The sequence below is a fragment of the Mesorhizobium sp. B283B1A genome, from assembly GCF_020165735.1.
GTDB lineage: Bacteria > Pseudomonadota > Alphaproteobacteria > Rhizobiales > Rhizobiaceae > Mesorhizobium > Mesorhizobium opportunistum.
Genome location: NZ_JAIUIQ010000054.1, coordinates 24,018 through 36,026, shown reverse-complemented (window position 1 = coordinate 36,026; position 12,009 = coordinate 24,018). Strand labels below are relative to the sequence as shown.

The window sequence follows — 12,009 nt, the reverse complement described above, 5'->3', positions numbered from 1 at the left end:
GATGGCCAATTCTATATTGCCGGCCTGAGAGACCCGCTTGCCGCCGACCCGCAAGCCCTGCTGTCGGGAACGCAGGTTGATCCCGGCAGGGTCCATTCGCAGTGGCAATTCTATCAGAGCCTTGATCCAAAGTTCGTGGTGAAGCGGCTGACGGCGTTGCTGTATCCGCTGAAATCGGTTCGGCTTTCGATCGTCGATAATCGCATTGTTGCCGAGGGTGAGGCTCCCGACACTTGGATAGATCGGGCGCGTGCCGCGGCCCGACAGCTTTCAGTAGGCGGACCGGAATTCGACATCTCCAAGGTTCGTGATGTGAGCCCGGAAGCACGCGAGGCGGAGCACTGGCAGTATTATGTGTCGCGACTTGAGGCCCAATCGGGAATCATCGTCGCTCAGCAAACGGTTAGGGGCGGCCAATTCTACATTTCCGGCCTGAGAGACCCGCTTGCCGCCGACCCGCAAGCTCTGCTGTCCGGAACGCAGATTGATCCTGCCCGCGTTCACTCACAGTGGCAATTCTTTCAGAGCCTTGATCCAAAGTTCGTGGTGAAGCGGCTGACGGCGTCGCTGTCCCCGCCGAAATCGGTTCAGCTTTCGATCATCCAAGGTCGCATCCTAGTCGTGGGGGAGGCTCCTGTCGCCTGGATCAACCGGGCGCAGGCCGCTGCCGAACAGCTTTCGGCGGACGGAGTGGTTCTGGATGTCTCGCAACTGCGCGAGTTGAACCTCGAAGAACTTAATTATTTGAGAGAGGCCATCCAGACGACTGATATTTTCTTCTCTTCCGGCAAAGTTGTGCCTGGACCAGAGCAACTGCCGGTTCTCGACAGGCTGGCGGATCAAATCAAGGAATTCGCCCAAAATGCCCGCAAGTCAGGCGTAGCAGCGCGTTTCATGTTGACCGGGCATTCGGACGCCACAGGCCGTGAGACGGCCAACGCGTCGATCAGTGCAGCCCGCGCCGAGACCGTTCGTGCGCTTCTCAACAAACGCGGCGTCGCGCCGGAACTGCTGCTGGTTCGGGGCGCGGGCACTTTTGAGCCGCTGGTACCTGAAAACAGTCAAGCCGGGAGCTCCACCAATCGCCGGGTTTCGATTACGGTAAACCTGGACTAGGGGAGCTCAAGATGGTGCAAAAAAAGATCTGCATGCTGGGCGGGTTCGCTGTCGGAAAGACGAGCCTGGTTCGCAGGTTTGTGCAAAGCATCTTTTCAGAAACCTACCTGACCACGGTGGGAGTGAAAATCGACAAGAAGAATGTCGCACTCCCGGATAAAACCGTCGATCTGATTTTGTGGGACTTGGCCGGCGAAGACGACATCGGCTCATTCCGCGTCAGCTATGTTCGAGGTGCAACCGGGCTTGTGCTAGTCGTCGATGGGACCCGCGCTGCGACGCTTGCCGTGGCGCTCACGCTGCGCGAACGGGCCGAGGCCGAATTCGGCGCAATGCCGTTCGTAGTGCTGATCAACAAATCCGACCTGGCCGATCGGTGGGCAATATCGGAGAGTGATATCAACGAACTCAGGCAGCGTGGATGGCAAATCTATCTGACGAGTGCGCTCTCGGGTGAGAATGTCGATGATGCATTTCGTCAACTTGCTTTGATGGTAACCAAGTAGATCATGCATGGATTGCCAAAAGAAGTCAGCAGTTGGATTTTCAACTTCTTCTACAATGGGAACTCCGTCGCTTATCTGAAAATCGACACTCAGCTTTGCGTGGCTGCGAAGGGCGGTAACGTTGAGCATTACGGGCTCTCGTCGCTTCGCATTGGCGAGCCTGTTGCCGAGCAGCTTGAATTCATGGAAGGTTTGCTGCCTTGTCCGGAGCTTCCGTTTCACATTACCATGGTCGAACTGCCCAGCGGGCGTGTCGCTGACCTTCATTTTTTTGCTGAGAATGCCTGCGTGTGGCTGCTCTTTCTTGACGCCACTGCCGAACGCGACAATAGGCAGCGGCTTCAACAAAAGGCTTATGAAATGACCCTCCTGCAAGAGAGGGAGCGTCAACTCAACAAGGAATTACAATCGACGAACGAGGCGTTGAGGAAGAGCCAGGAAGGATTGGCGCGTGAATACCATCGCGCCGAAACCCTCCTCCTCAACATACTTCCGGCGTCGATCGCGGAGCGGCTGAAGGCGCACAAAAAAATTGCTGACAACCACGCAGAAGTGAGTGTGCTTTTTGCCGACATAGTCGGTTTTACAGAACGGGCGCGGAGCGTCGGAGCCGTAACGACACTCGCAATTTTAAATTACTTCTTCAAGACGGCGGATCGGCTCTCGGAACGATACGGCTGCGAAAAGATCAAGACAATCGGCGATTGTGTGATGGTGGTCGCTGGCCTGCCCACCGCGCGAGCCGATCATGCGAAGGCACTCGCGCGCTATGCACTTGAGCTGCGTAAGGCGGTCAAGCGCGAACGCTTCGCAGGAGAACCGCTGAGACTCAGAATTGGAATTCACTCAGGGCCAATCGTCGCCGGCGTCATAGGCAAGAGGCGGTTCGCCTATGATTTGTGGGGCGAGACGGTTAATCTCGCCTCGCGTATTCAAACCTCCGCGGAGCCCGATGAAATCCGCATTTCGGATGCAACTCGCCAAATGCTTGGGCCAAATTTTGCTTGCGACCCACTCGAGGAAACGGAATTGCGTGGTACAGGTCGTGTGAGAATGTGGCGGCTCCCGGCCTGATTGCCGCGCAGCAGTGCCGATCCTGGGCTCATTCATCTCAAGCCCCGAGCTGTAACGCGAAGTTTCGACCCGGTGGTGACCGCCGACGGTCTATTGGGCGACTTGGGACACGGCTGACATCAGCTCTTGCGGGTTTGGCGCCCCAAACATGTATCGCCCACCTTCTGGCACCTCCGTGAAGCTCCAGCGGACGATCCCTTGCCGGTCCAGTAGGAACTGACCGATCAGTTGTCCGTGTCCCGTCGCCATCATCTGCTCATCGGCTTCGGTCACTTCATAATTATCCCTCTTGTTGAGGATTTCGGTGGCCGCAAAAGGATCCATTGGACCGGGCAACTCGCTTGGCATGTCGACCAGCATATCCTTTGCCGCTGCGATCGAGACCTTGTACGGCCAGTTCGTCTCGTTTTGGGTGAATTCGAGATTGGGTAGCCCAAAAGCACGATGGGAAGCGCGTTCAGGATCTGAGGCCGCAAGCAGAGTCGGCATCGGGTGGTAGCGGAAATAGAGACGCGCCCGTTCGATAGGCGTGTTGACCACCGTCAGGCTCTCCACGCCCTTTTCGCGCAGCTCCGGATCAATTCGCGCCTGAGCGGCGATATGGCGCCGGCAAAACGCACAATGCAGACCTCGAAACAGACCAACCAGCACCGGTTTTTGTCCGCGAAAGTCGTCAAGCGCGATCTTGCCATCCTGGGTAATGGCGTCGAGGACCAAGTTCGGCGCACGGTCGCCCGGTTGAAGCGGTACCAAGTCACTACGCGCGGACATTTCCAACCTCCAACCCCGGCTAGTCGAGAAAAGGCAGCACCACAAGCGCTTCCGGGTCGAGCCCGTGCTGGGCGCATATACCCTGCGCCAGGGAAAAGTAGCGTTCGGCCTCCGCCAGATTGTCGAGGTCGAGATTAAGCGTTGCCAGACCATCATAGCACGGAAACAGCAGTTGGGGCTCGCCCGTTTCGCGGGCGACGTCCAGTGCTTCGTGGAACAAGCCGACGGCCAGTTCCGGATGGCCGTTGCACTGGTGAATCTGCCCAAGCACGATCAACGGCACCGCCAGGTGCTCGCGCTGGTCGAGTGCCCGGTCGATCTCGATGGCCTTTTCGGCAGCAGGCACGCCCTCCGTTGGACAGCGATCGGTGAAAGTACAACAAGCCACCGCCAGATTGGCGAGGAGGCGCGCCTGGAAGCCCAAATCCCCAATATGGCGCGCGACTTCAAGACCGCGTCGACAGACCTCCATCGCCCGTGCGGGATCGATGGTCGTGTAAAGCACACCTAGATTAGTATAGCCGCGACAGGCCGTGCCCAGCAGACCGGCGGCTTCGGCCAATTCAATGCTATGCTCGACCTGACGCACGGCTTCACGGTTTCGCCCAAGGCGAGCCAGCGCGACAGCCTTCGTATTAAGTGCCTCGGCGGTTACGAGAGTGGCACCGCGCCCCACCTCGGAAACATGCTCTGCTGTCAGAGTGCGTACGCAATCCAACGCCGCGTCTGCCCATTTTGCCGCGAGATCGTGATCTCCGCTACGGAACGCTTGTCGGCCACGTTCTTGCCAGAGATGCGCCTGCTCGACCGGAGCATCCGCTCCATCGAGGAGCGCTGCCGCTTCAGCGTAGCGGAATTCTGCTTTGTCCCGCTTGCCGACGTCCCAGAGCAGCCGACCGATTTTACGCAGAACGCGGGCAGAGGCTACGCGATCAGCCGACTCACGGTATGCCTGCAAGGCCGCCTCGTAGTGGTGGTGCGCGATCTCGCGGCGGCCCGCCGAGCCGCTCAAATCGGCAATGCGCTCGGTAATTGTAAGTTTGAGCGGTGTTTGCCCGGTCGCCTCCAACGCAGTCAATGCTCGCTCGTAGAAACGAAGGGCGTCGTCGTTGGCGTATATCATGCGGGCGCGATCGCCGGCCGCCTGCAGGTAGTGCGCGCCCTTCTCCCGCTCGGCGCTTTGTGCGAACTGGTGACCGAGCACGGTCAAGTCCTCGAGCCGTTCCGGATTGTCGCCGCACAGTTGCTCCAAGGCAGCACCTATCCGCCCGTGGATTTCGGTCCGGCGTTGCCGGAGCAGATTCTGGTAGATCACGTCCTGCAGCAAGGTTTGCGTAAAGCGGTAGCTTTGCGACGAGACAGAGCCTGATCCGGCAACTTCCTCGATGATTTCCGCATCGCAAAGCAGTTCGCAGCCGGCTTCTAGCCAGGCGGGGTCGGCTGTCACGGTCCTCAGAAGGGTGGCATCGAAGCGCGGCCCGATTACCGCGGCTTCCTGGGCCAACCGGCGCACTTCTTGTGGCAGCCGGTCGAAGCGAGTGAGCAACATTGCCTGGACTGTGGCGGGAATGTCGGTTGCGACTTCGCCTGCTACGGTCCGCCATCGCTGCCCCTCGCGCACCAGTACACCGCGATCAACAAGGCCGCGAACAATCTCCTCGACAAAAAGAGGGTTGCCACCCGCTCGGTCGAGGATCTGATCGACGAGCCCTGTTGCGGAGCTTACCCAGCTCTCGCCGAAAAGCGCCGCCAGCAGGCTGCGTCCTTCATCGCTGTTGAGCGGTGAAAGCCTGAGCGCCGTGTGACTGACCCGACTTGAGTCGAGCTGGCCGCTCTCCGGTGCCGAGCGATGCGTGACTAGCACCATTAACCGCGTGCGTTCCAACCTGTCCATCACGAAACGCAGTGCCTCGAGCGAAACGGCGTCGGCCCAGTGCAGGTCTTCGACGACAATCAACAGCGGCGACAACGCAAGCCGCCGTTCGATGATGGTGCGGACCGCGTAGAAAATTTGCCGCCGGAGCTGCTCGGGTTCGACATGCTGCAAGGTGGCATCCGGGTCGCCAAGCCCAACCACATGGTAGAGCAAAGGCATCAGCCGCTTCGCCTCCTCGCCCTGCAGGCCGAGATCGGCAAGCAAGCCTGAGAGCTTCCCCCGCATATCGTCCCCATCGTCGTTTTGCATCATCCCGGCAGCACTGCGCACCACTGCGCCCAAGGCGCCAAATGATTGTTCGCCCAATGGTGAGCACGTGGTCTGTCGCACGGCGACGTTGCGAAAACGGTCCTCGTCGCCGACACGGGCGACGAACTCCTTCACCAGCCGCGATTTCCCGATACCGGCTTCTCCGACGAGGCGGACAAGTTGGGCCGTGCCGCCGCACGCCCGGTCAAGGCTCGCCAGCATTCTGTCGAGCTCCGCAGCACGACCTATCATCGGCGCGCTGAGGCCGAGCGCCTCGAGCCCACGCGCTGCACGCGGCACCGCAAGCGGTGCATCCAATCGATGGACGAGCACACTGCCAGCCTTGCCGCGAAGCACGACATCACCCATCGACTCGTAAGAGAAGGCATGCCGGGTCAGCCTGTGAGTGAGTTCGCCTACCAGCACTTCACCCGGTGCGGCCAGCGATTGCAGGCGTTGTGCTGTATTCACGGTGTCGCCGGTCACCGAATAGGATTTGGCGGTGCCGATGCCTAATCGTCCAGTAACGACGGGGCCAGTGTTTATGCCAATATGAAGTAATAGAGGCGAGCCGGAGTGAGAGGTGCTTTCGCCGAGCCGCGCCGTCCGGGCGATCATGTCGAGAGCGGCGCGAAGCGCACGCTCCGGATCGTCCTCATGCGCGACCGGTGCACCGAACAAAGCCAGCAGTGCATCGCCGATGAATTTGTCGACGAAACCACCAAAATTTCGCACCGCCGCCGTCAATTCCTTGAACAGCTCGTTCTGCAGGGTTTGCATGACCTCGGGGTCGAGCTGCTCGCTGAGTGTCGTGAAGCCGCAAAGGTCGGCAAAGAGGACGGTTACCGTCCGGCGATCGGCGTCAGAGATGGGCTGCAGCCGTTCGTCGTTATCAATGTTCGGAAGCAGCGACGGAGTTCGAGAGGGCGGCACAATGGTTCGGCTTGGTGTCGGAGCAAGCCGTTCGACGGCTTTTGCGGGCACACCGACGCTTGCCCCACATTTCGGACAGAACCCGAAATCAGATGCGCAGGGATAACCGCAACTGGCGCATGGCACGGGCTGGCGCTTGCCACACCTCGGACAGAAAGCGTAACCGCCCTCAACCTCGAAACCGCAGCCTGCGCAGTCCATCGAGCCAGACCTCATTAGGGGCCGTGACGGCGTGTTCTCCCTACGCATTTCCCGGCCTGTGTATTCACAAGCATGAACCCATAGCCTTCGATGGGCAAGCGGCAGCACAAATGGGCATCGGGCGATCGGGTGGGACCTGTGACAGCGCGCAGCCAATTCGGTTCTGCGTGGCTGTCGGTTGCGAAAGTTCCCTCTTGGTTCGGTCTTCCTGCTATCGTGAAGATAAGGAGACGGCCCTTGAGCGAGAATCGTAAGCTAGCCGCAATTCTAGCTGCGGATGTGGTCGGATATAGCCGGCTCGCGAGCGCGGACGAAGATCGTACATTGGCGAGGTTGCGGGCACTGCGCAGCGACCTGATCGATCCGATCATCGCAGTGCACCACGGCCGGGTGATCAAGCGCACTGGCGATGGGGCGCTGGTTGAGTTCCGCAGTGTGGTGGATGCCGTGCGATGCGCCATAGAGGTTCAGAATGGTATGGTTGAGCGCAATGCCGGCGTGCCTCAAGACCGCCGTATCGAGTTCAGGATCGGCATCCATCTGGGAGATGTGGTCGAAGAAAGCGACGGCGACCTGATGGGCGACGGCGTCAACATCGCTTCGCGTTTGGAGGGACTCGCGGCGGCCGGCGCCATCTGCCTGTCCGAAGATGCCTATCGCCAGGTCAAGGCCAGGCTCGACCTCTCCGTCAGCGATCTCGGCAGCACACAGCTCAAGAACATCGCCGAGCCGATCCGGGTCTATTCGCTCCAAGTTGGCAGCGCCGGGACCGCCATCCCGGAAAGCGCAACTAGCCGGCCGGCTACGGCAGTGCCGCCGAAGCTGTCGATCGCCGTGCTGCCGTTCGCCAACATGAGCGGTGACGCCGAACAGGACTACTTCGCCGACGGCATTTCCGAGGATATCATCACGGCCCTGTCCAAACTGTCGCAGCTCTTCGTCATCGCACGCAATTCGTCGTTCACCTTCAAGGGCCAGAACGTCGGTGTGCAGGAGGTGGGCACGAAACTCGGCGTGCGGTATGTTCTTGAGGGTAGCGTACGCAAGTCGGGGAACCGGGTGCGCATCACCGCGCAGCTCATCGACGCAACCTCGGGCGGCCATCTTTGGGCGGAGCGGTTCGATCGCGACCTGACCGACATATTCGCCGTGCAGGACGACGTGACGCAACAGATCGTCGGCGCGCTGGCGCTTAATCTGACCGCGGGTGATCGGCAGCGGCTGGCTACCGAGTACCCGCGCAATACGGAGGCGTATGACTATTTCCTGCGGGGCAGGGAGCTGTGGCACCGGCTAACGAGGGAGACGAACGTCGCGGCTCGTGACCTCTTGCAACGTGCCATCGAACTTGACCCGAAATTTGCCTCTGCCCACGCATTCCTGGCCCTTACCCACGGCATCGATTACCTGAACCGGTGGGGTGCGTCGCCCCCGGAATCGATGGCGCAAGCGGAAGAGGCCGCAACGCGAGCGGTAATGCTGGATGGCAGCGATCCCTGGGCGCACTGGGCGCTTGCTATTGTCAAGCTGTACACACGGCGACACGATGGGGCCATCGACGAGGCCGAGCGCGCGCTAGTCCTCAATCCGAACTTCGCCGAAGCGCACGTTGCCCTCGGCGAGGCGCTGTACTATTCGGGCAGATCCGAAGACGCCGTCGAGAGTTTTGCCCGGGGAAAAACCTTGAATCCATATTTCCCGGATGTGCTTCTCCACTTTCAGGCTTTGGCCTTGTTTCAACTTGGAAGGTACGAAGAGGCCGCTGACCTCTTGATGCAACGGCTGGCTCGCAACGCTGTCACCGACGTCTCGCGGGCGCTTCTGGCCGCCAGCTACGGCCATCTGGGCCGTTTCGCCGAGGCCCAGGCGGCATGGCAGGAGGTGCTTCGCGTCAATCCTGACTATTCGCTGGAATACCGTCGCAAAGTCCTGCCCTACAAGAACCCTGCCGATTTCGAACTCATGGTGGAGGGGCTCCGCAAGGCCGGTATAGAGCAATGACAGGTGAGGCCATGCGGCGGGATCAGACGCTGTAGGCTTGGCCGATCTTGCGCCATCGCGCGTTTTCGCGAATCAGTTTCAGGTTGTCGGTGGCCTCGGCAAATGTCCGCGAACGGTATTGCCGGAGCAGATCCGCGAAGAGCGCCCCTTCCGGTAGGCCGGCAAGCTGCTCGCGGACCGAAATCTTTTCATCGATGACCCGGGTGCCCCAAGCATTTTCCCTTACCTGCAGCTCCGCAGCCAGATCACGCTCTTCCGATACGGTTTCGTCCAACGCAGCTAGGAGGATCGAGTGGAAAAGCGCTACATAGCCAATCTGTCTCAGGCCGCCGACAACCCGCACCCGCGGCAAGATGGCGAGAACCAGGAACGTCAGGAACAAGTTCGGCAGCAGCACGCCGTCCAGCAGCGCCTGCCTAAGATGTGGCCGCTCGAACGGGATGGAAAGACCATGCGGCTTGTCAGGCTCCATCAGGTTCCCGTTCTCAAGAACGAGCTTGCGCACGCGCTCCTCGCGGATGCCCCAGAAATAGTCCGTGGCATTGGGGAGGAACCTGCCGAATGGACCCGATGCCGCCTTTTGCAAGGCATGTTCGAGGCGCCGGCGTCTTGCGGGTTCGATGAGCAGCCTGGAAAGAAGACTGCCGTCATGTCGTAGATGCCGCGCCATGGCAGCCGCGGCGAGCCGATCATCGATGAAAACCGGCAGGGCCATGCCGGAGCGATCCCAATTGACGACCAGATCGTCGTTCAGCGCTATTATGGCATCGGCGGCGGTTCCAAAGACCTTATCCTGGTGGGCAAGCAGTGTACCTAGCCAGCGGCTGGCATCCGTTTCATCGCCCACCGCTTCGAGCGCGCGCTTGTTGAGGGAGACGGGACCGGCCGCGCAGGCGCTTTTGCGGCACAGCTTGTGGCGCCCCATGCCAAACAGGTTGACCTTGTCGTCACCGACATGGAGCCATCCGGGCCCCTCCCGGCCAATTGTCTCCATGGTCATCGTCGTTCCCATGAAGCCGACGAAGGCTGACAACTCGTTTTCGACCGCGCCGAGCCAGGCAAACAGGAGGGAATCGAAGGTGATCCGATCCATCAGAAGCAGGCAGTGCAGACCGGACTGGATCACCGGTCTGTACTCGAACTCATCGAGGGCCTTGCCGATCTCCTCAGGCTGCATAATTACACCGAGGCGCTGATGCAGGACTTCGCGCAGCATTGAGCGGGCAGCGATCGCCGGGACCGATACTGGCCTTGCCACCGGGCGCCACAGATGGCGGGCGTAGTCGGAAACCGGCGCATTCCAGTTCTGCTCGATGTCACGCACGACTTCCGGGCAGAGCAGCGACAGCACAGCCAGAATTTCCGCCGGAGGCGCAGGGGTTGGATCACAGACGTCGGTCATCGGTCCCGTCTAACCGCTTGCGGGGCAAACGCCAAGTGAGAGCGGATCCGGCACGAATTGTCTACGTCAACGCCATAAGCTGGGTCGTGAGAGATGATGCAATGAGCCTCAGATTGCGTGTTGTCGCTGTCCCGGCACTCCGAGGATACCTGCTGTCGACCGCGCTCGTGTCGCCAGCACGTTGATAAAAGCGGATCTTAGAACCGCAGCCGGGCCATGCTCAGGAGGTCGTGGTACTGCCCGTCGGTAAAACCGGCCTTCACATGCCGTCCCTCGACCTCGAAGCCATGGCTGGTGTAGAGGCGGATGGCCGGTTCGTTGTCGGCATAGACGCTCAATTCGACCCGCTTCAGGGCGCGCCAGTTGTCGGCCACGTCAAGCAGCGCGCCAAGTATGGCCGAGCCGATGCCCCTGCCGACAAAGCCATCGTCAAGGCCGATATTGATTTCGCCGATATGCGAACGGCGCGGCGAGCTTTGCACGATCAGGCTGCCATGGCCGACGACCTTGCCGTCCAATTCAGCGACGATCCAGGTGGTTTCCTGGCCGGACTTGGCTATGCGCCGCTCCACCTGCTCCACCATCTCGAACGGCATCCTGAGCGTGCCCCAGCGAAAGCCTGGCATGTTGAAGATGGCGCAAAGCGCCTCGGCATCGCCTGGCCGGACGGCTCGGAGCTGCGGCTGGATTTTCTCCACCGATGGAGAGGTCGTGCTGGTCATGGCTTTCCTGGCGATGCAATCGGCCCTACACGATGCACCGGACGTCACCTGAAAATCCAGCCGTCTCTCCCGCCTATGCTGTCGATTGCGAACCAAAACACCGAGAGGCGGTGTAGAGTTTTAAGGCGCCGCTGATGCCGATCCAGCCGAAAAGGGCGAGCCAGCTCAATGTAGCGGCCGCCGTCCAGTCGATCCGGTGCATCGCGCCGTCGGTGATGACGAGGCCAAGGATGGAAAGCAGGCCGACCAGAAATTGCGCCAAGCCTAGCACCAGCAATTCTTCGCGCGGCGCGCTTTTCCAAATAAGGTAGGTCCCGCCAGCTCCGGCGAGGAAGATGGCGCTGTAGACCTGGGCGTGGAAGGGATCGACCGTCCATGGCCAGGTGCTGCTGACCATAGCGGGAAACAGCAACATGCCCAAGCCATAGAGCCCAAGGACCGCCGTTTCCGCCAACATGTAGCTGCGCCATGCCGGGCTCGGGGTCACGCCATTTGCTGACTGACGGGCCCTGGCCCGCCACAGGAACAGCCCCGATATCGCGACCGAACCAAGATAGACCAGAAACCACAGCCAGGCCGCTTTTCGCTCGAAGTTGAAATAGCCGAGATTGATCAACGAAACCGCCGACACTATGAGGGTGAAGATGAACGCCATGACCAGCACGAGCCTGCCCGGCGACCAGCGATTCCAGAATAAGAGCGCCGCCATCACTGCCATTTCGGCGGTGTAGAAGCCGCCGAGAAAGCGGGCACTGAACGGCGTGACGGGCCAGGGCCAGCGCGGCTTGACCAGCGCAGGCGCGAAAAACAGGCCGGCGCCGACGATGAGGACGATAATGACCCCTGCCGAGAAAAGCCGTAGCGCCGCGGGAAGTGGCGGGTTGTTGGATGTCGGCACGGGAGAATGCCCCAAAGATGAATGCCCCATGCACCCACCCTAGCGCCCCTTGCGGCCGGTGAAAATCCGCCGCATGCAAATTGAGCTGTCATCAGATCTATCCATTCGAATGGCCGTTCGATCCCTTTCGACGTAAGATGGGGTGCGCGGACCGAAGCCCGGTCCGGCCAATACGCCTCGCGGCGCATTTTCCGGAGCCT

9 protein-coding genes are annotated in these 12,009 nt (G+C 60.5%); 4 read left to right on the top strand and 5 right to left on the bottom strand.

Features of this window, described 5'->3' with window-relative positions; translation table 11 throughout:
• The 3 genes from LB577_RS29665 to LB577_RS29655 all read left to right on the top strand — a co-directional run.
• A partial coding sequence (locus tag LB577_RS29665) for an OmpA family protein (protein WP_224690000.1) occupies positions 1-1,116 on the top strand: 1,116 nt, incomplete at its 5' end.
• 11 nt (positions 1,117-1,127) lie between these two features.
• On the top strand, positions 1,128-1,622 hold the full coding sequence (locus LB577_RS29660) for a Rab family GTPase (RefSeq protein ID WP_023767407.1): 495 nt from the start codon (positions 1,128-1,130) through the stop codon (positions 1,620-1,622).
• Positions 1,623-1,625: 3 nt separating this feature from the next.
• Positions 1,626-2,696, top strand: coding sequence for an adenylate/guanylate cyclase domain-containing protein (locus LB577_RS29655; protein WP_224689999.1), 1,071 nt, complete (start codon positions 1,626-1,628; stop codon positions 2,694-2,696).
• 90 nt (positions 2,697-2,786) lie between these two features.
• Here the strand turns inward: LB577_RS29655 and LB577_RS29650 are convergent, their stop codons facing one another.
• Together LB577_RS29650 and LB577_RS29645 are read right to left on the bottom strand one after the other, a co-directional pair.
• On the bottom strand, positions 2,787-3,467 hold the full coding sequence (locus tag LB577_RS29650) for a redoxin domain-containing protein (protein ID WP_224689998.1): 681 nt from the start codon (positions 3,465-3,467) through the stop codon (positions 2,787-2,789).
• 19 nt (positions 3,468-3,486) lie between these two features.
• Positions 3,487-6,786, bottom strand: coding sequence for an ATP-binding protein (locus LB577_RS29645; protein WP_224689997.1), 3,300 nt, complete (start codon positions 6,784-6,786; stop codon positions 3,487-3,489).
• Between the two features lie 237 nt (positions 6,787-7,023).
• Between LB577_RS29645 and LB577_RS29640 the strand changes: the two genes are divergently transcribed.
• The gene (locus LB577_RS29640) at positions 7,024-8,787 is read left to right on the top strand and encodes an adenylate/guanylate cyclase domain-containing protein (protein ID WP_224689996.1); all 1,764 of its coding nucleotides are present in this window, start codon (positions 7,024-7,026) and stop codon (positions 8,785-8,787) included.
• A gap of 22 nt (positions 8,788-8,809) precedes the next feature.
• Here LB577_RS29640 and LB577_RS29635 read toward each other — a convergent pair whose 3' ends face one another.
• The 3 genes from LB577_RS29635 to LB577_RS29625 all read right to left on the bottom strand — a co-directional run bounded on the left by LB577_RS29635 (position 8,810) and on the right by LB577_RS29625 (position 11,839).
• Entirely contained in the window at positions 8,810-10,138 is a 1,329-nt protein-coding gene (locus LB577_RS29635; RefSeq protein WP_224689995.1) for a hypothetical protein, read from the bottom strand.
• 248 nt (positions 10,139-10,386) lie between these two features.
• A complete protein-coding gene (locus LB577_RS29630; RefSeq protein ID WP_224689994.1) occupies positions 10,387-10,911 on the bottom strand; it encodes a GNAT family N-acetyltransferase in 525 nt (174 codons plus the stop codon).
• A gap of 73 nt (positions 10,912-10,984) precedes the next feature.
• A complete protein-coding gene (locus LB577_RS29625; RefSeq protein WP_224689993.1) occupies positions 10,985-11,839 on the bottom strand; it encodes a hypothetical protein in 855 nt (284 codons plus the stop codon).
• Positions 11,840-12,009: the final 170 nt, after the last annotated feature.

Coding starts and splice junctions, on each gene's coding strand:
- LB577_RS29625 (WP_224689993.1), bottom strand. CDS start 11,839: ATGGGGCATTCATCTTTGGGGCATTCTCCCGTGCCGACATCCAACAAC.
- LB577_RS29645 (WP_224689997.1), bottom strand. CDS start 6,786: ATGGACTGCGCAGGCTGCGGTTTCGAGGTTGAGGGCGGTTACGCTTTC.
- LB577_RS29630 (WP_224689994.1), bottom strand. CDS start 10,911: ATGACCAGCACGACCTCTCCATCGGTGGAGAAAATCCAGCCGCAGCTC.
- LB577_RS29660 (WP_023767407.1), top strand. CDS start 1,128: ATGGTGCAAAAAAAGATCTGCATGCTGGGCGGGTTCGCTGTCGGAAAG.
- LB577_RS29655 (WP_224689999.1), top strand. CDS start 1,626: ATGCATGGATTGCCAAAAGAAGTCAGCAGTTGGATTTTCAACTTCTTC.
- LB577_RS29650 (WP_224689998.1), bottom strand. CDS start 3,467: ATGTCCGCGCGTAGTGACTTGGTACCGCTTCAACCGGGCGACCGTGCG.